The sequence below is a fragment of the Sphingomonas sp. BRN-1R genome, from assembly GCF_057748035.1.
Genome location: NZ_CM173236.1, coordinates 1083890 through 1103511, shown reverse-complemented (window position 1 = coordinate 1103511; position 19622 = coordinate 1083890). Strand labels below are relative to the sequence as shown.

General features: G+C 68.3%; 19 protein-coding genes. 6 read left to right on the top strand and 13 right to left on the bottom strand.

Features of this window, described 5'->3' with window-relative positions:
* Positions 1-50: 50 nt before the first annotated feature.
* Together pelA and AC3ANX_RS05020 are read left to right on the top strand one after the other, a co-directional pair.
* Entirely contained in the window at positions 51-1364 is a 1314-nt protein-coding gene (gene pelA / locus AC3ANX_RS05025; protein WP_488335927.1) for a pectate lyase, read from the top strand.
* 17 nt (positions 1365-1381) lie between these two features.
* The gene (locus AC3ANX_RS05020) at positions 1382-4621 is read left to right on the top strand and encodes a family 78 glycoside hydrolase catalytic domain (RefSeq protein WP_488335926.1); all 3240 of its coding nucleotides are present in this window, start codon (positions 1382-1384) and stop codon (positions 4619-4621) included.
* 92 nt (positions 4622-4713) lie between these two features.
* Here AC3ANX_RS05020 and AC3ANX_RS05015 read toward each other — a convergent pair whose 3' ends face one another.
* Together AC3ANX_RS05015 and AC3ANX_RS05010 are read right to left on the bottom strand one after the other, a co-directional pair.
* Positions 4714-4845 (bottom strand): hypothetical protein, encoded by a 132-nt coding sequence (locus AC3ANX_RS05015; protein ID WP_488335925.1) that lies wholly within the window; start codon positions 4843-4845, stop codon positions 4714-4716.
* A 111-nt stretch (positions 4846-4956) separates the two neighbouring features.
* Complete coding sequence (locus AC3ANX_RS05010; RefSeq protein ID WP_488336889.1) at positions 4957-5835, bottom strand: helix-turn-helix domain-containing protein; 879 nt, start codon at positions 5833-5835, stop codon at positions 4957-4959.
* 105 nt (positions 5836-5940) lie between these two features.
* Here AC3ANX_RS05010 and pobA point away from each other — a divergent pair, with 105 nt between their 5' ends.
* Positions 5941-7110, top strand: a complete 1170-nt coding sequence (pobA, locus tag AC3ANX_RS05005) for a 4-hydroxybenzoate 3-monooxygenase (RefSeq protein WP_488335924.1) — start codon at positions 5941-5943, stop codon at positions 7108-7110.
* A gap of 22 nt (positions 7111-7132) precedes the next feature.
* On the opposite strand, the gene AC3ANX_RS05000 is transcribed toward pobA, so the two are convergent.
* From AC3ANX_RS05000 to AC3ANX_RS04965, 8 genes are all read right to left on the bottom strand, one after another.
* Positions 7133-8134 carry an aldo/keto reductase gene (locus tag AC3ANX_RS05000; RefSeq protein ID WP_488335923.1) on the bottom strand — a complete coding sequence of 334 codons (1002 nt, stop codon included), beginning with the start codon at positions 8132-8134 and terminating at the stop codon, positions 7133-7135.
* Positions 8135-8142: 8 nt separating this feature from the next.
* Positions 8143-9081, bottom strand: a complete 939-nt coding sequence (locus AC3ANX_RS04995) for a Gfo/Idh/MocA family oxidoreductase (protein WP_488335922.1) — start codon at positions 9079-9081, stop codon at positions 8143-8145.
* Positions 9078-9932, bottom strand: coding sequence for a class III extradiol dioxygenase subunit beta (locus AC3ANX_RS04990; protein WP_488335921.1), 855 nt, complete (start codon positions 9930-9932; stop codon positions 9078-9080). The genes AC3ANX_RS04995 and AC3ANX_RS04990 overlap by 4 nt, the downstream gene beginning before the upstream one ends.
* Position 9933: 1 nt before the next feature.
* On the bottom strand, positions 9934-10344 hold the full coding sequence (ligA, locus tag AC3ANX_RS04985) for a protocatechuate 4,5-dioxygenase subunit alpha (protein ID WP_488335920.1): 411 nt from the start codon (positions 10342-10344) through the stop codon (positions 9934-9936).
* The gene (locus AC3ANX_RS04980) at positions 10341-11243 is read right to left on the bottom strand and encodes an amidohydrolase family protein (protein ID WP_488335919.1); all 903 of its coding nucleotides are present in this window, start codon (positions 11241-11243) and stop codon (positions 10341-10343) included. Before AC3ANX_RS04980 ends, ligA begins: the two co-directional genes overlap by 4 nt.
* A gap of 130 nt (positions 11244-11373) precedes the next feature.
* Positions 11374-12390 carry an amidohydrolase family protein gene (locus AC3ANX_RS04975; protein WP_488335918.1) on the bottom strand — a complete coding sequence of 339 codons (1017 nt, stop codon included), beginning with the start codon at positions 12388-12390 and terminating at the stop codon, positions 11374-11376.
* A complete protein-coding gene (locus AC3ANX_RS04970) occupies positions 12387-13247 on the bottom strand; it encodes a DUF1932 domain-containing protein (protein ID WP_488335917.1) in 861 nt (286 codons plus the stop codon). The genes AC3ANX_RS04975 and AC3ANX_RS04970 overlap by 4 nt, the downstream gene beginning before the upstream one ends.
* 80 nt (positions 13248-13327) lie before the next feature.
* The gene (locus AC3ANX_RS04965) at positions 13328-14503 is read right to left on the bottom strand and encodes a LysR family transcriptional regulator (protein ID WP_488335916.1); all 1176 of its coding nucleotides are present in this window, start codon (positions 14501-14503) and stop codon (positions 13328-13330) included.
* Positions 14504-14597: 94 nt separating this feature from the next.
* On the opposite strand from AC3ANX_RS04965, the gene AC3ANX_RS04960 reads away from it, so the two are divergent.
* Both AC3ANX_RS04960 and AC3ANX_RS04955 read left to right on the top strand, forming a co-directional pair.
* Complete coding sequence (locus AC3ANX_RS04960) at positions 14598-15269, top strand: 4-carboxy-4-hydroxy-2-oxoadipate aldolase/oxaloacetate decarboxylase (RefSeq protein WP_488335915.1); 672 nt, start codon at positions 14598-14600, stop codon at positions 15267-15269.
* Positions 15262-16317 carry a 4-oxalomesaconate tautomerase gene (locus tag AC3ANX_RS04955; RefSeq protein ID WP_488335914.1) on the top strand — a complete coding sequence of 352 codons (1056 nt, stop codon included), beginning with the start codon at positions 15262-15264 and terminating at the stop codon, positions 16315-16317. The genes AC3ANX_RS04960 and AC3ANX_RS04955 overlap by 8 nt, the downstream gene beginning before the upstream one ends.
* A 137-nt stretch (positions 16318-16454) precedes the next feature.
* Here the strand turns inward: AC3ANX_RS04955 and AC3ANX_RS04950 are convergent, their stop codons facing one another.
* The 3 genes from AC3ANX_RS04950 to AC3ANX_RS04940 form a co-directional block, all read right to left on the bottom strand.
* A complete protein-coding gene (locus tag AC3ANX_RS04950) occupies positions 16455-16832 on the bottom strand; it encodes a DUF4440 domain-containing protein (protein ID WP_488335913.1) in 378 nt (125 codons plus the stop codon).
* Positions 16829-17281: a YaiI/YqxD family protein gene (locus tag AC3ANX_RS04945; RefSeq protein WP_488336888.1), complete on the bottom strand. Its 453-nt coding sequence runs from the start codon at positions 17279-17281 to the stop codon at positions 16829-16831. Before AC3ANX_RS04945 ends, AC3ANX_RS04950 begins: the two co-directional genes overlap by 4 nt.
* 149 nt (positions 17282-17430) lie before the next feature.
* Complete coding sequence (locus tag AC3ANX_RS04940; protein ID WP_488335912.1) at positions 17431-19293, bottom strand: ABC-F family ATP-binding cassette domain-containing protein; 1863 nt, start codon at positions 19291-19293, stop codon at positions 17431-17433.
* A 163-nt stretch (positions 19294-19456) separates the two neighbouring features.
* Here AC3ANX_RS04940 and AC3ANX_RS04935 point away from each other — a divergent pair, with 163 nt between their 5' ends.
* On the top strand, positions 19457-19612 hold the full coding sequence (locus AC3ANX_RS04935) for a hypothetical protein (RefSeq protein WP_488335911.1): 156 nt from the start codon (positions 19457-19459) through the stop codon (positions 19610-19612).
* The last annotated feature ends 10 nt before the right edge of the window (positions 19613-19622 follow it).

Sequence of the window (19622 nt, the reverse complement as noted above, 5' to 3'; positions counted from 1 at the left end):
CGCATCAACGCCGCGCCTTCCGATCCGACCGTACGTACAGGAGAGAAACCTTGAAGCCGCTTCGTCTCGTCGCCGCAGCCGCGATCCTGTCCGCAACGCCTGCTACCGCCCGTGTCATCGGCCTGACCGGCCCCGCCCGCTCGCTCACCGCCGAGCGTGTCGCCGCGCTGCCCCGGCCCGAGCAAGCCGCCTGGCTGGCGTATCTCGCCCGCTCCGACCAACGCGCGAAGGCCGATCGCGCGGCGATCGCGGCGGAGCGCAAGCCCGGCTACGTCTGGCCGCTGCCGCCCGAACATTACGGGGCGGGCATCAAATCCATGCCGCTCGACAAACCCGAGGCCTGGTATTCCGGCGCCGAGGCGAAGATGATCGCCGACAATGTGCTCAGCTTCCAGACACCCGCGGGCGGCTGGAGCAAGAACCAGAACCGCGCCGCGCCGCCGCGCGCGCCGGGGCAGGATTTCGCCGACAAGGCCGAACAGATCAATCCCGACAAGACCAACCTCGACGCGCCGCGCGACATCTACTGGACGTTCGTCGGCACTCTCGACAATGGCGCGACCGTCGGCGAGATGCGCTACCTCGCCAGGATGATCGCCGCACAGCCCGCCGGCAGCCCCGACCGCGCGCGCTACGAGGCGAGCTTCGTGCGCGGCGTGCGCTATCTGCTGGAGGCGCAATATCCCAACGGCGGCTGGCCGCAGATCTATCCGCTGGAAGGCGACTTCCACGACGGCGTGACCTTCAACGACAATGCGGTCGCACGCGCGGCGATGCTGCTCGAGGACGTGGCCGAGCAGGACGCCTATGGCTTCGTGCCCGCCGATCTGCGCGCGCAGGCCCGCACCGCCGTGGCAAAGGCCACCGACGTCATCCTCGCTGCGCAATATCGCGTCAACGGGGTGCCGACCGGCTGGCCGCAACAGGCCGATCCGCTGACGCTCGCGCCCGCAAGCGCGCGCAACTTCGAACCGGCCGCGATCTGTAGCGACGAGACCACCGACGTGTTGCTGTTCCTGATGCGCAAGGATCACCCGACCCCCGCCGTCCGGCGCGCGGTGGTGGACGGGATCGCGTGGCTCAGGGCCAAGGCGGTGTACGATCACGCCTGGGGCGGCACGCCGGAGGGGCGCAAGCTGATCGAGAAGATCTATGGCGGGCCATTGTGGTCGCGGCTGTACGATCCCGTCACCGGCGCGCCGATCTTCGGCGATTGGGACAAGACGATCCACGACAACGTCAACGAAATTTCCGAAGGTCGGCGCAACGGCTATGGCTGGTGGGTTGAGACGCCGCAGACCGCCATCGACACCTATCATGCATGGCGACAGGCGTGGAACGTGGCGGACGGCACGCCGTCGTGACGCAGGGAGACGCCTGAGTGGTGACTGTCGATCGCAGGAGGTTCGTCGCGCTGGCGGGCGCGGGTGCCGGCACGCTCGCCGCGCCGGTGCTGGCCGGGGAGACGCTCGTGCGCGGCGCTGGTCCACGCGTGAGCGTGGAGCAGTTGCGCGTCGACCGGATCGACCGTCCGCTCGGACTGGAATCGCCGCGCCCCAACCTTTCGTGGCAGCTCCGGTCGGCTGAGCGGGGGGTGCGGCAGAGCGCCTATCGCATCGTCGCCGCGGCAAGCGCCGACGCGCTCGAGCGCGGCACCGACCTGCTGTGGGACAGCGGCAAGGTCGCTTCGCGCGAGACCATGAATATCGTCTATGCCGGCCCTCCCCTCACCGCCCGCCAGCGGGTGTGGTGGCGGGTTTTCGTCTGGGACGAGGCGGGCGCGGCGATGCCGCCCAGCGACATCGCGTGGTGGGAGATGGGGCTGCTCGACCGCGACGACTGGCACGCGCGCTGGCTCGATGCGGAAGATCCCCAGACGCGCGAGATGCGGCGGGCCGGGCTGCACTGGATCTGGGGCGAGCAACAGCTCCACGCCGAGCCGCGCCGCTTCCGCTGGGCGGTCGACGGCGACGCGAGCATCATGGAGGCCACGTTCTACCTGTCGGCGAAGGACACGCTCGAACGACTGGCGATCGACGGCGCGACTCTCGCTGAACCCAAGGCGTGGCTGTCGTGGGGGTCGTTCTCACGCTTCGACGTGACGGACACGCTGCGCGAGGGGGGCCGCCACGTCCTTGCCGTGCAGGTCAGCGTGCGCACGGATCAGCCGCGCCCGGTGTTCGGCGGCGCGCTCGCCGCGCTGTTGCGGCTGCGGCACCGCGACGGGCGGGTGGAATGGCGCGTCTCCGGCCCAACATGGCGAACGACGCTCGGCACCGCGGAGGCGGGCTGGGATGCACCCGGTTTCGACGATCGCGGTTGGGCGGCGGCGGTTCCCGCCAGCAGCGTGCCCGCCGTCGAGCCGTGGCCCGCCGCGCCGGCGATGCTGATGCGCCACGACTTCACGCTCGCCAGACCGGTGCGCCGCGCGCGGCTCTACGCGACCGCGCTCGGCGCATATGAGGCGCGGCTCAACGGCGGCAAGGTCGGCACGATGGCGATCACGCCCGAGCAGACCGACTACCGCGTGCGCACCCTGTACCAGGTGTTCGACGTGACCGATCAGCTTCGCGTCGGCGCCAACACGCTCGGGGCGATCGTCGGCGACGGCTGGTTCGCAGGCGCGTTCGGCTTCCTCGATCTGCGCTATGCGTTCGGGCCGGCGCCGAAACGCTTCGTCGCGCAGCTCGAGATCGACTATGCCGATGGTGCGTTCGAGCGGATCATCACGGGCGACGGCTGGCGCACCGCCGAAGCGCCAGTGCGCGCGGCGGACATCTTCCTCGGCGAAGATTACGACGCGCGGCTGGAGCAACCCGGCTGGGACGCGCCGGGGTTCGACGCGCGCGGCTGGACCGCCGCCACCGCCGCCCCCGCGCCGACCTGCACGCTCGCAGCCCAGATCAGCCCGCCGATCCGCGCGATCGAAACGGTGCGCGCGGTCGCGATCCGCGAGACCAGGCCCGGCGTGTTCGTGTTCGATTTCGGGCAGAACTTCGCGGGCTGGTGCCGCCTCAAGGTGCGCGGCAAGGCGGGCGAGACGGTGCAGCTCCGCTTTGCCGAACTCGCGCTGCCCTCGGGCGATGTCGACCAGAGCAACCTGCGCCGCGCGCGGGCGATCGACCGCTATACCCTCAGCGGCGACGCGGCGGGCGAGGTCCACGAGCCGCGTTTCACCTACCACGGTTTCCGCTACGTCGAGGTAACCGGCTTTCCCGGCACGCCGACCAGCGATGCGCTGGAAGGCGTCATCGCGCGCAGCGATCTGGCAATCACCGGCCAGCTCGAAACCTCCGCGCCGATCATCGACCGGATCTGGCGCAACGCGATGTGGAGCCAGTCCTCCAACCTGTTCGGCATCCCCACCGACTGCCCGCAGCGCGACGAGCGGATGGGGTGGCTCGGCGACGCGCAGATCTTCTGGGATGCGGCGTGCTTCAACATGGATGTCGATGCGTTCACGCGCTCCTTCATGGACACTGTGCGTGATGGCCAGACCAAGGCCGGCATGTTCCCCGATACCGCGCCCTTCCCCACCGTCGCGGGCGGCACGCCGGGCTGGGCCGATGGCGGCGTGATCCTGCCGTGGACGGTCTATCAGCGCTACGGCGACACGCGCATCGTCGAGCAGAACTGGGCGGCGATGATGGCGTGGAGCGGCTATGTCCACCGCATCAACCCCGGCTTGCGGTGGACGGGTCCGCGCGGGCTCGATTACGGCGACTGGCTCGCGCTCGACGCCAAGCAGCCGGGCGATCCGACCACGCCGAAGGACCTGATCGGCACGGCGTTCTGGGCCTATGCCACGCGGCTGATGATCGACATGGGCACCGCGATCGGCAAGACCGCCGATGTGGCGCGGCTGCGCACGCTGGACGACGGCATTCGCAAGGCGTTTCGCGCGCACTATGTCGGCACCGGCGGGCGTATCGGCAATGCGAGCCAGACCTCGCAGATCCTCGCGTTGCGCTTCGGCCTCGTGGCGGAAGGCGAACGGCAGGCGGTGGTGGATGTGCTCGCGGCGGATATCCGGCGGCGCGGCGGGGTGCTCAGCACCGGCTTCCTCGGCACGCCCTACATCCTCGACGCGCTCGCCGACAACGGCCATGCCGATCTTGCGATCGCGCTGCTGCTGCGCACCGAATATCCCTCCTGGGGCTATATGGTGAGCCAGGGCGCGACGACGATGTGGGAGCGCTGGAACTCCGACAGCAGCGGCACGGCGATGAACTCGTTCAACCATTATGCCTTCGGTGCGGTGGTCGGTTTCCTGTACCGTCGCGTCGCCGGGATCAGCGCCACGACGCCGGGGTTCGGCGACATCGCGATCCGGCCGCTGATGCAGGCGCCGCTCGACCATGCCAGCGGCGCGTATCGTTCGGCCCGGGGGACGATCCGCAGCGCCTGGCGCCGCGTGGGGAGCGGCGGGCTGCTGCTCGACGTCGAAACCCCTGCCAACGCCACCGCACGCGTGCATCTGCCTGTGCCGCCGCGCGCTGTCGTCCGGGAAAGCCAGCGCGATCTCGCCGGGCGGCGCGATGTCGTCACCGTCTCACGCGGAGCGGAGGAAGCTGTGTTCGCGATCGGATCGGGACGATACCGCTTCGCCGTCGACGGGTGAGCCCATGCGCGGCGTGCAGACTCTGCGGTGCTTGCAGGCTGTGGGCGAGACGGGATGGACGCGTGTCGCAGACGTGCCGCGTTACGCCTGCGCTACAGGAGGTAGGTTATGGCCCAGTGCAGGCCGACCGAAGCAACGCCGAACCCCGCGATGATCCCGCACCAGGACGTGGCGTCGGCGCAGTGCGTACGGACAGCGGGCATCATCGCCACGATCTTCGACATCAGTACCTCCCCATGGGTTGTTTTCTTACGAGTATTTTCTGCTTTCCCGAGGAGGTCAATCTCCGATTTCTACTAACGCCGCATCCTCATACCCAAACAGGCCGCCTCCCCTCACCCGCCTCGCGTGCTGCGGAAGTGGCGTGGAGACTGGCCGGCGTGGCGCGTGAAGAAACGTGAGAAATAGGCGGGATCCTCGAACCCGATCGCCCAGGCGATCTGGTTGACCGACATGCTGGTATAGAGCAGCAGCCGCCGTGCCTCGAGCATTGCGCGTTCGTCGATCATCGCGGCCGGGGACGATCCTCCGGCGTGTTTGCACGCCAGCCGCAGCGCCGTTTCGCTGACCCCCAGCGCGGCGGCGTAAGCGGCGACGGGTTCGCGATCGCGGAAGCGCGCCTCGATCCGTTCGCGCAGATGCGCCACCACCAGCGCCTGCCGGCCCGGCACACCGCCGACCAGCACCCCCACCGCCGCGCGACGGAGCGCCCGCACCAGGATTGCGAGCACCTCCGCCTCCACCGCGCTGCGCTGCCCGGGCCCCAGCCAGCCAAGCTCGCGTTGCAACGCATCGACCGATCGCTCGACCGCCTGGTGATCCTCCACACCCAGCGCGATCGCCCGCGCGGGGTGGAACAGCGGCGCGAGATCGCGGTCGCGGTCCGCCAGTTGCGAGACATAGGCGTCGGCCAGCGTGATGACCCAGCCGCTCGATTCGCTGTGCCAGGTGAAGCCGTGCACCGCCCCCGCCGGGATCAACAGCAGCGCAGGCGCCTCGAACGCGCAGGTTACGCCATCGACCTGCATGGTGCCGCCGCCTTCACGCATCACGAAGATGTGGTTGAGATCGCGGTGAAGATGCGGGCGGATCGTCCATTCGCTTGGCCGCGAGCGATCATCGAGGCTTTCGACGTGGACGAAGCCCTCGCGCACGGCGCGCTGCGGCTCTCCGTAGAGATAGAAGGCGGGAACGGTGCGCGCGACAGGCTGCATCGGCAGGGCTCGAGTTGCTGGATCATCCAGATATCCGGTCGGCGCGGCCATGTCCAATCCCGCGCGCGCCACGCACTCTCGCGGCGGAGAAAATGGAGAGGTGGCGTGAAGACACAGGTCGCGATCGTGGGCGCGGGGCCGGCGGGGCTGCTGCTCGGCCATCTGCTGCGCGCGGAGGGCATCGATGTCGTCGTGGTCGAGCGCGCCTCCGCCGATTACGTGCTCGGGCGCATCCGTGCGGGGGTGCTGGAAACGACGCTGACCGATGTGCTCGATCAGCTGGGTCTGGCCACGCGGATGCACGCGGAGGGCCTGCCGCACGACGGCTTCAATCTTGCCGACGGCGAGCGACTGATCCGCATCGACGTGGGCGCGCTCACCGGCCGACAGGTGATGGTCTATGGACAGACCGAAGTGACGCGCGATCTGATGGACGCCGCACCGGCGCGCGGGCTCGAGGTGATCTACGACGCCGCTAACGTGACGCTGCACGACATCGACGGCGATACGCCCTACCTGACTTATGAAAAGCATGGCGCGCAGCACCGGATCGACGCGCGCTTCCTGTGCGGGTGCGACGGCTATCACGGGCCTTCGCGCAAGGCGATCCCAACGGCGGTCGCGCAGAGCTACGAGAAGGTTTATCCGTTCGGCTGGCTCGGCATCCTCGCCGATGTGCCGCCGTGCAAGCACGAGCTGATCTACGCCAACCACGCCAACGGTTTCGCGCTCGCCTCGATGCGTTCGGCGACGCGCAGCCGCTATTACATCCAGGTGCCGCTCGACGAGAGACTCGAGGACTGGCCCGACGACCGGCTGTGGGACGAACTCGCGTTGCGGCTCGGCCCCGAAGCCGCCGCGCACATGACGCGCGGGCCCGCGCTGGAGAAATCGATCGCGCCGCTGCGCTCGTTCGTGTTCGAACCGATGCGCCACGGCAGCCTGTTCCTAGCAGGCGACAGCGCGCACATCGTTCCGCCCACCGGCGCGAAAGGGCTGAATCTTGCCGCGTCGGACGTGCGGTATCTGTCCGAGGCGCTGGTCCGCTGGTTCCGCGCGAACGATACGGAGGGCGTGGGCCGCTATTCCGAGCGCGCGCTGGCGCGGGTGTGGAAGGCGGAGCGCTTCTCGTGGCAGCTCACCCGGCTGATGCACCGCTTTCCGGATTCGGACGCGTTCGACCGGCGGATGCAACTCGCCGATCTCGACTATATCGCATCGTCGATGGCGGCGCAGACGACGATCGCCGAGAATTACGTGGGGCTGCCGCTGTAGCGCAGGCCTCGGCGGCGAAGTCTCAGGCCAGCACTTCGCCCGGCAGCACCTCGGTGTCGATCTGCGCCTGCATCCGCGCGGTATAGCGTGCCCCCGCCACCGCGTGGATCGGGAACATCGCATCCACCGCCGCGATCGCCTCCGCCGGGATCGTCACGTCCAGCGTGGCGAAATCCTCCTCGAGATGCGCGATGCTGCGCGTGCCGGGCAGCGCGATCACGTGGTCTCCGCGCGACAGTACCCAGCCGAGCGCAAGCTGCGCCGGCGTCACGCCCGCATCGGCTGCGACCGCATCGAACCGCGCCACGAGCGCCAGATTACGACCCAGCTGCGGCTCGACGAAGCGCGGCATCGTCGCGCGGATGTCACCCGGCGCATAAGCATCGCTGCGGATCGCGCCGGCGAGCATCCCACGCGCCACTGGCGAGAAGGCCACGAAGGCGATGCCCAGTTCGGCGCAGGTTTCGAGCACCGCGACTTCGGGGTTGCGCACCATCGCCGAATATTCGCTCTGCACCGCCGCGACCGGGTGGGCCGCGTGCGCGCGCCGGATCGTCGCGGCGGACATTTCCGACAGGCCGATCATGCCGATCTTGCCCGCCTCGACCGCGCGGGCGAGCGCGCCGACCGACTCCTCGATGTCCACCTTGGGATCGAGCCGGTGGAGGTACATCAGGTCGATGTGATCGGTGCCGAGCCGCGCGAGCGACCGGTCGACAGACGCGGCGATCGCCACCGGGCTGCCGTCGCGCACGCGCTTGCCGCCGGGCATGTCGAGCACGCATTTGCTGGCGAGCGTGAACTCCTGCCGGCGGTGCATCACCGCACGCGCGAGGAGTTTCTCGTTCTCGCCACCGCCGTACAGCGCTGCGGTGTCGAGCATCGTCACGCCGAGATCGAGCGCGCGGTTGAGCAGCGCGCTCGCCTCGGTTTCGGAAGGCGTCACGTCATAGGCGTGACTGAGGTTCATGCAGCCGAGGCTGATCGCCGTGACGGTGCGGTTCCCGATCGGTCTCGTCTGCATGCCCGTCCTTACTTCAGTTGCTGTTCCAGCGCGTCGAGCACGCGGTAGCATGGCAGCACCTGCGCGACCGACGAATTCGGCTCGCGGCCCTCACGGATCGCGGCAATGAACTCGCGGTCCTGCAACTCGATCCCGTTCATCGACACATCGACCTTCGACACGTCGATCGGTTCTTCCTTACCGTTCACCAGATCGTCGTAGCGCGCGATATAGGTGTCGGTGTCGCCGATATAGCGGAAGAACGTGCCGAGCGGGCCGTTGTTGTTGAACGACAGCGACAAGGTGCAGATCGCGCCGCTCTCCGCCTTCAACTGGATCGACATGTCCATCGCGATGCCAAGCTCGGGATGGATCGGACCTTGCAGCGCATTGGCCTTGACGATCGGCCCGGCCTGATAGGCGAACAGATCGACCGTGTGCGCGGCGTGATGCCACAGCAGATGGTCGGTCCAGCTGCGCGCCTCGCCCTTGGCGTTGATGTTCTTGCGGCGGAAGAAATACGTCTGCACGTCCATCTGCTGGATCGCGAACTCGCCCGCCGCGATGCGATTGTGGACGAACTGGTGGCTCGGGTTGAAGCGCCGCGTGTGCCCGACCATGCAGGTGAGCCCGGTCGCCTGTTGCTTGGCCAGCACCGCCTCGGCATCCGCCAGGCTGTCGGCGAGCGGGATCTCGACCTGGACGTGCTTGCCCGCGTCCATGCAGGCGATCGCCTGGGCGGCGTGCATCTGCGTCGGCGTGCACAGGATCACCGCATCGACGTCGTCGCGGGCGAGCGCGTCGGCAAGCTCGGTCGAGCTGTGCTTGGCCCCGTATTTGGCGGCCACGGCGGCAGCCTGATCGGCGGTGCGGCTGATGATCGAGACGATCTCGACGCCGTCGATGTTCCTGAGGCCGTCGAGGTGCTTTTCCCCGAACGCGCCGGCGCCGGCGAGGGCGATTCTCATGCGATATGCTCCGTAATCGGTTCCAGAACGATATGCCCGACCGCCGTGTTGCTGGCGGGCACGTGATAATGCCGGTGCAGGCAGCGCGTGGCGCGGCCCAGCGCGCCGCGCATGATGAGCCACATCACCATTTCGATGCCTTCGCTGCCGGTTTCGCGCAGATATTCGATGTGCGGGATATGCCGCAGCCGATCGCTGTCGCCGACCAGACCGTCGAGGAAATCGTTGTCCCATGCGGCGTTGATGAGGCCGGCGCGAGGGCCCTGGAGCTGGTGGCTCATGCCGCCGGTGCCCCAGACCTGCACGTTCAGGTCTTCCTCGAAACTGGCGACTGCGCGCGCGATCGCCTCGCCCAGCGCCCAGCAGCGGTTGCCCGACGGCGGCGGGTACGTCACCACGTTCACCGCCAGCGGGATCACCTTGCACGGCCATGCCGCGGGCTTGCCGAACATCATCGACAGCGGCACCGTCAGCCCGTGGTCGACGTCCATCTCGTTGATGATGGTCATGTCGAATTCGTCGAGGATCAGGCTCTGCGCGATGTGCCAGGCAAGGTCGGGATGCCCCTCCACGTCCGGCACCGCGCGCGGCCCCCAGCCTTCGTCCGCCGGCTTGTAGCGTTCGCCGCAGCCGATCGCGAAGGTCGGGATGATCTTCATGTCGAACGCGGAGGCATGGTCGTTATAGACCAGGATCACCACGTCCGGCTTCGCTTCCGCCTCCCACGCCTTGGTCCAGTCGTAGCCGGCGAAGGCGGGTGCCCAATAGGGCTCGGCGGTCTTGTCGTAATCGCTCGCCACGCCGAGCGCGGGGATGTGCGACGAGGCGACCCCGGCGGTGATGCGCGCCATCTCAGCGGCCCTCCTTGATCGAGCGCTGCCCCTCGGGCGAGCGCCCCCCGCCCAGCATCATCGCCGCGTAATCGTCCAACCCCATGCCGCTCATCGTGGAGACGGCCTGGAGGAACGACTGGCCGTCGGTCGAGAACACCTTGGCCATGAAATAGATGTTGCCACCGAGATCGAGCAAGCGGTTGTAATCGCGCTCCAATACCGCCTGCTTCTGCTCCTCGGTCATCGGCCAAGCATCGAGATAGGCGCGCTCGTCCGCCTTCCAGCGTTCGCGATTCTCCGCCTTCATCAGGCTCATCGCGAACTGGTTGAGGTGATAACCCTGCCGCGCCCGCTTGGCGGTGAACACGCGCGTGCCGGGGATATCGTCGAACTCGGCGAGATATTCGTGTATGTCGGTCACGCGGTTCATGCGGCTTCCTCGGGCCAGTACAGCCGCATCGGATTGTCGACCAACAGCTTGCGTTGCAGCGCCTCGGTCGGCGCGATGCGCGGGATCATGTCGACCAGCGTACCGTCGTCGGGCATGTGGCCGACCATGTTGAGATTGGGATGCGGCCAGTCGGTGCCCCAGATTACGCGATCGGGATATGTCTCAACAACCTTCCGCGCGAACGGCACGAAATCGTCGTAGGTGGGCGGGCCGGATTTGGACAGCCGCTCCGGGCAGGTCACCTTGCACCAGATGTTGTCGTTTTCCATGAACGTCAGGAACGGAGCGAACTCCGGCCCGTCCACGTCCTTGCTGACGTCGGGGCGACCCATGTGATCGACCACCAACGTCGTCGGCAGCGAGAGGAAGAAGTCGCGCTTCTCGGCGAGATCGGCCGCCTCGAAATAGATCACGACGTGCCAGCCGAACGCGGCGATCTTCTCGATGATGCCCCGGTAATAGTCGTCGGGCTTGGGGTCGACCAGCCGCTTGACGTAGTTGAAGCGGACGCCCCGCACGCCGGCTTCGTGCATCGCCGCCAGTTCGTCGTGGCCGATATCCGCCTTGACGTCCGCAACCCCGCGCGCCCGGCCGCCGGCATGGACGAGCGCATCGACCATCGCGCGATTGTCCTTCCCGTGGCAGGTCGCCTGCACGACGACGTTGCGCGAGAAGCCGAGGAAATCGCGCAGGCCATAGAGCGTATCGCGCCCGGCATCGCACGGCGTATATTTGCGCTCGGGCGCATAAGGGAACACGTCGCCCGGCCCGAACACATGGCAATGCGCATCCACCGCCCCCGGCGGCGGGGTGAAGGCGGGCTTGGTAGGCGCGGGATCGTAGCACAGCCAGTCGGCGTCCATCGTGAAGGCGCTCATCGCCCGATCTCCCCGCCCGTCACCCCAGCGCAAGCTGGGGTCTCCCACGGCTCTTGTCCGCCCGGCCCCACAAAGATCCCGGCTTTCGCTGGGACGACGCTGGTGGCTGGAATGACGGTCGTGGCGCCTGTCACAACCCGCGCGCCTTCAACTGCGCGTCGAGCCGCGGAAACACTCGCCGCGCGTTGCCCTCGTAGATCGCGTGGCGCTGCTCGGCGCTGATCGGCAGCGCGTCGACATAGCGTTTGGTGTCGTCGAAATACTGCCCCGTCGTTGGGTCGATGCCGCGCACCGCGCCGACCATCTCGCTGCCGAACAGGATGTTCTTGGTGTCGATCACCTCGTTGAGCAGGTTGATGCCCGGCTGGTGGTACACGCAGGTGTCGAAATACACGTTGTTCATGACGTGGCGGTCGAGGCTCGGCTGCTTGAGCATGTCGGCAAGGCCACGGTAGCGCCCCCAATGATAGGGCACCGCGCCGCCGCCGTGCGGGATGATGAAGCGCAGGTTCGGGAAATCGGCGAACAGATCGCCCTCGATCAGCTGCATGAACGCGATCGTATCGGCGGCGATGTAATAGGCGCCGGTCGCGTGCAGCCCGGGATTGCACGATCCCGAGACGTGGATCATCGCCGGCACGTCGAGTTCGACCATTGTCTCGTAGAACGGATACCAGAAGCGATCGGTCAGCGGCGGCGAGGTGAAGTGGCCGCCGCCGGGATCGGGATTGAGGTTGCAGCCGATGAAGCCCATGTCCACGCAGCGTTCCAGCTCGGCGATCGAGCCGGCCATATCGGCCTTGGGGTTCTGCGGGAGCATGCAGACCGGCGCAAACACGTCCGGATACAGATCGGCGCAGCGCTTGATGAGATCATTGTTGGCGCGCGCCCAGGCGGTCGCGACGCTCTCGTCGCCGACATGCGGTGCCATCGCCGAGGCGCGCGGCGAGAAGATCGTCATATCCGCGCCGCGCTCGCGCAGCAGGCGGAGCTGGTTCTTCTCCAGCGTTTCGCGGATCTCGTCGTCGGAGATGGCCGGATAGGGCGGCATCCCCTCGCCCGCCTTGAACGCGGCCTTCTGCGCGTCGCGCCAGTCGTTATGCGCGGCCGGCGCGGTGGTGTAATGGCCGTGGCAATCGATAATCATGCAGGCTCTGCCTTCCGGTTGAGCAGGTCGAGTTTGGCGGCGAGGCCGTCGGGCGGTGCGACACCGAGGCCGCCGATCGCACGCTGGCGCACGACGGTGCCGGCGGTCATAGCCGATCCGGTGCCGAGCGCGTCGAGCGTCTTGACGACCTCCTCCATCTCGGCGGCGCGGCGCAACCCGTGCGCGAGCATCCGGTCGAGATTATAGTCGGCGCGAGCAAGCCAGCGCTGAGGCTTATCGCTGGCGTCGAGCGAGGCGAGCACCTCGTCCAGCACGCCGGCGGCATCGGCGGCGAGCACGCATTCGGCGGTGAGCGCTTCGATGCCCTTGACCATCACCGAGCGGATCATCTTGATCGAGGAGGCGCGCCCCACGTCGCCGGGCACGATCCGCACGTTGGTGAACCCCAGATCGCCGAGATATGCCGCGCCCGCCTCGGCATGCGGCCCCGACACCAGCAGCGGCACGGCGGTGCGCGCGGGCAACACCGGCGACATCACCGCCACGTCGACATAGCGCCCGCCCTGTGCCGCGATCGCTTCGGCGGCAGCGCGCTTGGTGTCGGGCGCGACGCTGTTCATGTCGCACCACAAGGCGTTCGCCGCGATGCGTGCGCCCTGCGCGGCGACGAGCGCCTGATCGGCGGTGACGAGCGACAAGGCAGCATCCGCGCCGTCGAGCGCGGCGGCGGCGCTCTCGCACCCACGCACGCCGACCATCCCGTAATCGTCACGCTTGTCGTCGGCCAGATCGGGCTGGTCGGTCTTGCGGTCGAACGCGGTCAGCATGCCGGACAGGGCGGGCGCGAACGCCATCGCCGCCTCGCCGAATCCGATCAGGGCCGTGTGTCTCTCCATTCCTTCCAGCTAGGCGCGCGTGGGCACATGCGCCCAATCGAATTGCGCGCGGAGCCATTCAAAATCCTGATGTCAGGTGGTCAGGATGCCGCCGCCACCCGGTCGAGCGCGGCGAGGAAGCGCGTCTGCGCGACCGTCGGCCGCCAGTCGCGCCGCACCGTCACGCCGATCACGCGCCCGCTCATCGCCGGTTCGGGGCCGATCGCCGCAAGGACGCCGCTGTCCACCTCCAGCGCGACCTGCTGGGGCGACAGCAACGTCAGGAAATCGCTTTCCGCAAGGATGCCGCGGATCACCATCACCGACCCGCAATGCACCGGCGCATGCGGCAGCGGCCCCGCGCCGAACAACCCCTCCCACAACAGGCGCAGCGGCGCGCCGACATGGCTCACCACCCACGGATAGCTGGCGAGTTGCGCCGGCGTCGGTGCGGGCGTGGCGGCGAGCGGATGCCCGGCCCGGCCGACGATCATCAGCCGGTCGGTAACGAGCGGGGTCTGGATCAGGTCGGGCGCGGCGGGCTCGGGCCGCAGCGCGCCGATGGTGAGGTCGATCGCGCCATCGCGAAGCGCCTCGACCAGTTCCCGCCACGATCCCTCGATCACGTCGATCTCGACATGCGGCGCGTCGGCCACCGTCTGCGCGATCGCGCGCGGCACCAGCATCGCGCGCGATAGCGGCATCGCGCCGATCACCACGCTGCCACCCTCCCGCGTCGTCAGTTCGGCGATCGCGGCGGCAATCTCGGCACGCGCCAGCCGGATGCCGCGCGCGAGCCGCAGCCCCGCCGGGCTGAGCGCGATGCCGCGCCCGCGCCGATCGACCAGCACGACGCCGCAGAGCTGTTCGAGATCGCGCACCGCGCGGTGGATCGCCGGTTGCGACAGTGCGATCGCCGCCGCCGCGCCGACGAAGCTGCCGGCATCGGCGAGGCTGAGGAACGCCCGCAACTGCGTCGCCGTCATCATCCCCTCCGGGCTGGCGAAGCGCCGCCCGCCCCGCACCGCGGCGGCGAGGTGCGCGAACGCCGCCGCCGTGCGCAGCGCGAGCGCGCGGCCCGGCTCGGTCGGGGTCATGCCCCCCGCTCCCCGCGCGAACAGCGCGACCCCGAGCTGCGCCTCCAGCTTGGCGATCCCCTGCGTCAGCGCCGGTTGCGACAGGCTGACCGCGCTTGCCGCCGCGCTCATGCTGCCGCGCTGCACGATCGCGCCGACCGCGCGCAGATGGCGAAGGTTGAGGTCGAAAGCGGCCGGCATCGCGCACGATTAGAGAAAACTTATCGCAGCTTTGCAATTCGGAATTGCGCTGACCGCAGGAAAGCCCAGTTCGGCGGGCGAAGGAGATCCCCGCATGGCCAAGGTTGTCACCCAAATCGAACGCGCCGACAGCGCCGTCATCGACGGACTCGCACACGCAGGCGTTGCGACGGTACATGAAGCGCAGGGGCGCATCGGCCTGCTCTCCAGCCGGATGCGGCCGATCTATCCGGGCGCGCGCATCGCGGGCTCGGCCGTCACGATCTCGGCACCACCAGGGGACAATTGGATGGTGCACGTCGCGATCGAGCAACTCCAGGCGGGAGACATCCTCGTGCTCGCGCCGACATCACCGTGCGAAGACGGCTATTTCGGCGATCTGCTCGCCACCTCGGCGATGGCGCGCGGCTGTCGCGGGCTGGTGATCGACGCGGGCGTGCGCGACGTGCGCGACCTGACCCAGATGGGCTTCCCGGTCTGGTCAAAGGCGGTGTTCGCGCAAGGTACGGTGAAGGCGGTGCTGGGGTCTGTGAATGTGCCGATCGTGTGCGCGGGTGCGGCGATCGAGGCTGGCGACGTGATCGTCGCCGACGACGACGGCGTGTGCGTCGTCAAGCGCGCGGATGCCGCCGACGTGCTCGCCAAGGCGCAGGCACGCGAGGCGGCGGAGGAGAGCAAGCGCAAGCGGCTCGCCGCCGGTGAACTTGGGCTCGACATCTATGATATGCGCGGCAAGCTCGAGGCGATGGGGCTGACCTATGAGTGACGGCGTGCGCTGCATGTGGATGCGCGGCGGCACATCCAAGGGCTCCTTCTTCCTTGCGGAGGATCTGCCGCAGGATACGGCGACGCGCGACGCCTTCCTGCTGCGCGTGATGGGCTCGCCCGATCCGCGCCAGATCGACGGCATGGGCGGAGCCGATCCGCTCACCTCCAAGGTGGCGGTCGTCTCGAAATCGGCGCGCGAGGGCGTCGACGTCGAGTATCTGTTCCTCCAGGTGTTCGTCGATCAGGCGATCGTGTCGGACTCGCAGAATTGCGGCAACATGCTTGCCGGCGTCGGCCCGTTCGCGATCGAACGCGGCCTCGTCGCCGCGACCGGCGAGGAGACGCGCGTGGCGATCTTCATGGTCAACACCGGCCAGATCGCGGTGGCAAGCGTGCGCACGCCCGGCGGCATGCCGACCTATGCCGGCGACGCGCGGATCGACGGCGTGCCCGGCACCGCCGCGCCGATCCCGCTGGAATTCCGCGACACGGCGGGCTCGACCTGTGGCGCGCTGCTGCCGAGCGGCAACGCCGTGGACGTGATCGATGGCGTCGCCTGCACGCTGATCGACAACGGCATGCCCTGCGTGGTGTTCAAAGCGAGCGACGTCGGCGCGACCGGCTATGAGGACCGCGAGACACTCGACGCGGCGAGCGACCTCAAGGCGAAGATCGAGGCGATCCGGCTGAAGGCCGGGCCGATGATGAACCTCGGCGACGTGACCGAAAAATCGGTGCCCAAGATGATGCTCGTCGCCCCTCCCGCACACGGCGGCGCGGTGACGGTGCGCAGCTTCATTCCGCACCGCGCACATGCCACGATCGGCGTGCTCGGCGCGGTGAGCGTCGCGACGGCATGCCTGATCCCGGGCTCACCGGCGGCGGAGGTCGCCAGCGTCTCGGGCGGGCAGCGCCAGACGCTCGCGGTCGAGCATCCCACCGGCGAGATGAGCTGCGTGCTCGAACTGAACGATGCGGGCGAGGTCGCGACCGCCGCCTTGCTGCGCACCGCGCGCAAGCTGATGGACGGCACCGTTTTCGGCTGAGCCATCGCAGGCGGCGGCTGCGGGTGCCGGTGGCGGCAGACGTACCCACCGCGACCGGCGAACTCGGCGCCGCGGCGCTGACGAGCGCATGGCAGCCGTGCGCCAGGCGCCGGCGCCGCCGCGACCGGCGACGGTTTTCAGGCGAGCGTGAGGTAGAGTTCCGCTTCGATCACCCAGCCAGCGGCGGTTTCGCGCCACTTGGCGGTGTACGCGCCCGCGGCGTTTGCCTGCCCGGCGGCGACGCCTTCCCACCGGCCATGTTCGAACGCGATCGGCTCCACACCCGAAGGAACGATCCGCTCGGGCGTGCGCGTGTAAACGGTGCGTGGAACGGCCGCGAACTCGCGCTTCCAGGCGGCGAGTTGCGCCTTGCGCCCGGCGAGAACCGCGCTGTCGGTGCCGGTGACGAGCACCGCGTCCACCGCCAGCAGCGGGCCGATCGCGGCGAGATCACCCTCGGCAAGCGCGCGGTTGAAGGCGGCCCGGCGCACGCGGATGGCGAGATCGGCGCTCACCGCGCGAGCTTTACCAGCGCGGTGTCGAGCGCTTGCAGGAAGCGCGAGCGGTCGGTCTTGCTGAACGGTGCCGGGCCGCCGATCACGTCGCCGCCCGCGCGAAGGTCCGCCATGATCGCGCGGGTGGCGATCGCGCCGCCGATCGAACTGGCGGTGAACGGCTTGCCGGTCGGCGCAAGCACGGTCGCACCTGCCTTCAGCGCGCGGTCTGCGAGCAGGATGTCGGCGGTGATGACGATCGCGCTCGCGTCGGCCTGTTCTGCGATCCAGTCGTCGGCGGCGTCGAACCCGTCCGACACGACCACGCGGCTGACCAGCGGATGCTGGGGGATACGGAAGTGGCTGTTGTTGACGATCACCACCGGCACCTCGCGGCGGTACGCGACCTTGTAGATCTCGTCCTTGACCGGGCAGGCGTCGGCATCGACGAGGATGCGGGGTGTGGGGATGCGGATTCTCCTGTTTGCCGGCGCATCTTCCCACCCGGCGTCATCCCAGCGCAAGCTGGGATCTCTCGGTGAGACGCGAGCCGGTTGCCCGCCGGCGAGAGGCCCCAGCTTTCGCTGGGGTGACGTGAGTAGGGTGCGCGCTCGGGGCCTTACGCCGCGATTCCTTCCAGCGATTCGCTGATCTCGAACCACACCGCCTCAGCCGCCTCCAGCTTCTTCGATACGGCGGCATGTTCCTTCAGCCGCGCGTGTTCGTTCATCCGCGCCAGCCACGGCTCGGCAACCGAGGGATCGGCGATCGCGCGGTCGATCGCGTCGCGCTGGCGGGTGAGCTTGGCGACCAAAGCCTCCGCCTCGTGCGCGCGCTTCTTCAGCGCGTCGGCCCGCTTGCGCGCTTCGTCGGCGACCTTGTCGACCGGCTTGGCCTTCTTCGCGCCTTCGCCGCTCGCCGGATCGCCGGCCAGCACGAAGGCGATATAATCCTCCATGCTGCCGTTATATTCCTTGGCCGTGCCGCCATCGACCAGCACCAGCCGGTCGGCGGTCAGCTCGACCATATGGCGATCGTGGCTGACGAGGATGACCGCGCCCTCATAGGCGTTGAGCGCCTGCACCAAAGCCTCGCGCGCATCGACGTCCAGGTGGTTGGTCGGCTCGTCGAGGATCAGCATGTGCGGCGCCTCGCGGGTGATGAGCGCGAGCGCGAGGCGCGCGCGCTCGCCGCCCGACAGCTTGCCGACCTTGGTGACGGCCTTGTCGCCCTGGAAGCCGAAGCGGCCGAGCTGCGCGCGCACGGCGGCGGGGGTCTTGCCCGGCATGACCCGCACCATCGTTTCCAGCGGCGTGTCGTTGCCGTCGAGCTCCTCCACCTGATACTGGGTGAAATAGCCGACCCGCATCTTGCCGCTCGATGTCATGCCGCCGTCCATCGGCGCAAGCTGGGCGGCGAGCAGGCGCGCGAGCGTGGTCTTGCCGTTGCCGTTCCGCCCCAGCAGCGCGACGCGGTCGTCTGGGTCGAGCCGCAGGTTCAAACGCTGGAGGATCGGCTTCTCGTTATAGCCGACCGCTGCCATGTCGAGCGTGATGAGCGGCGGCTTCAGTTCGTCGGGGCTCGGAAATTCGAACGACAGCGTCGGGTCTTCGGCCATCGATGCGATCGGCTGCATCTTGGCGAGCATCTTCTGGCGCGACTGGGCCTGTTTGGCGGTCGAGGCGCGCGCCGAGTTCTTGGCGATATATTCCTGCAACTTGGCGCGTTGCGCATCCTGCGACGCCTTCGCCGCCGCCAACTGCGCGGCGCGTTCGGCGCGCTGGCGCTCGAAACTGTCGTAATTGCCCGAGTACATCGCGACGCGCCCGCCCTCGACGTGGAGGATCGTATCGACCACGTTGTTGAGCAGATCGCGTTCGTGGCTGATGACGACCATCATGTTGGGGTAGGATTTGAGAAAGTTCTCCAGCCACAAAGTCGCTTCGAGATCGAGGTGGTTCGAAGGCTCGTCGAGGAGCAGCAGATCGGGTTCGGAGAACAGCAACGCCGCAAGCGCGACGCGCATTTTCCAGCCGCCCGAATAGCTATCGAGCGGGCGGTTCTGCATCTCCTCGTCGAAGCCGAGCCCGACCAGGATCGAGGCGGCGCGGGCGGGCGCGGTATAGGCGTCGATCGCGCCCAGCCGCTCGTAGATCTCGCCGAGCCGGTCGGCATCCTCGCAGGTTTCCGATTCGGTCAGCAGCGCGGCGCGTTCGACATCGGCGGCGAGCACGGTCTCGATCGGGGTGGCGTCGCCCTGCGGCGCGTCCTGCTTGAGATAGCCGATGCGCGTCTTGCGCGGCATCTCGATCTCGCCGGTGTCGGGGTCGATCGATCCGATCATCACCTTCATCAGCGTGGACTTGCCAGCACCGTTGCGGCCGATCAGGCCGACGCGGCTCTTGCCGGGCAGCGCCGCCGAGGCATTGTCGAGGATCGTCCGCCCGCCAAGGCGCACCGTGATACCGTTGATATTCAGCATGGGCCTGCGCTTATCATGCGGTGCAGCATTCGTCACCCCGCCCTCGGCTCATCGCAATCACGGATCACATGCGGAACATTTCGGTAATTTACCCGTTGAAACGTGCAGGATCGTCGGTGAGGTGAGTAGGAGGTTCGCCCACCGCCAGTGAGGAGTGTCCGCCATGAACGGGGTTATCTATTTCCGCGCCGACCATGAGCTGATCGGCCGAGTGCTCGCCGAGAAACTCCGCCGCCGCACCGATCGCGATCGGCTGGACGACAGCTTCCGCATCGTCGGCACGCGCGAGATGCGCGGCTGGTCGGCACAGGCCGCCTGAGCGATCCCGA

Bases quoted from the DNA above. Each gene is read 5' to 3' on its own strand.
- AC3ANX_RS05015 (WP_488335925.1), bottom strand. From the start codon at position 4,845: ATGTCGAAGATCGTGGCGATGATGCCCGCTGTCCGTACGCACTGCGCC.
- AC3ANX_RS05010 (WP_488336889.1), bottom strand. From the start codon at position 5,835: ATGCAGCCTGTCGCGCGCACCGTTCCCGCCTTCTATCTCTACGGAGAG.
- AC3ANX_RS05000 (WP_488335923.1), bottom strand. From the start codon at position 8,134: ATGCAGACGAGACCGATCGGGAACCGCACCGTCACGGCGATCAGCCTC.
- AC3ANX_RS04995 (WP_488335922.1), bottom strand. From the start codon at position 9,081: ATGAGAATCGCCCTCGCCGGCGCCGGCGCGTTCGGGGAAAAGCACCTC.
- AC3ANX_RS04990 (WP_488335921.1), bottom strand. From the start codon at position 9,932: ATGGCGCGCATCACCGCCGGGGTCGCCTCGTCGCACATCCCCGCGCTC.
- ligA (WP_488335920.1), bottom strand. From the start codon at position 10,344: ATGAACCGCGTGACCGACATACACGAATATCTCGCCGAGTTCGACGAT.
- AC3ANX_RS04980 (WP_488335919.1), bottom strand. From the start codon at position 11,243: ATGAGCGCCTTCACGATGGACGCCGACTGGCTGTGCTACGATCCCGCG.
- AC3ANX_RS04975 (WP_488335918.1), bottom strand. From the start codon at position 12,390: ATGATTATCGATTGCCACGGCCATTACACCACCGCGCCGGCCGCGCAT.
- AC3ANX_RS04970 (WP_488335917.1), bottom strand. From the start codon at position 13,247: ATGGAGAGACACACGGCCCTGATCGGATTCGGCGAGGCGGCGATGGCG.
- AC3ANX_RS04965 (WP_488335916.1), bottom strand. From the start codon at position 14,503: ATGCCGGCCGCTTTCGACCTCAACCTTCGCCATCTGCGCGCGGTCGGC.
- AC3ANX_RS04960 (WP_488335915.1), top strand. From the start codon at position 14,598: ATGGCCAAGGTTGTCACCCAAATCGAACGCGCCGACAGCGCCGTCATC.
- AC3ANX_RS04955 (WP_488335914.1), top strand. From the start codon at position 15,262: ATGAGTGACGGCGTGCGCTGCATGTGGATGCGCGGCGGCACATCCAAG.
- AC3ANX_RS04940 (WP_488335912.1), bottom strand. From the start codon at position 19,293: ATGCTGAATATCAACGGTATCACGGTGCGCCTTGGCGGGCGGACGATC.
- AC3ANX_RS04935 (WP_488335911.1), top strand. From the start codon at position 19,457: ATGAACGGGGTTATCTATTTCCGCGCCGACCATGAGCTGATCGGCCGA.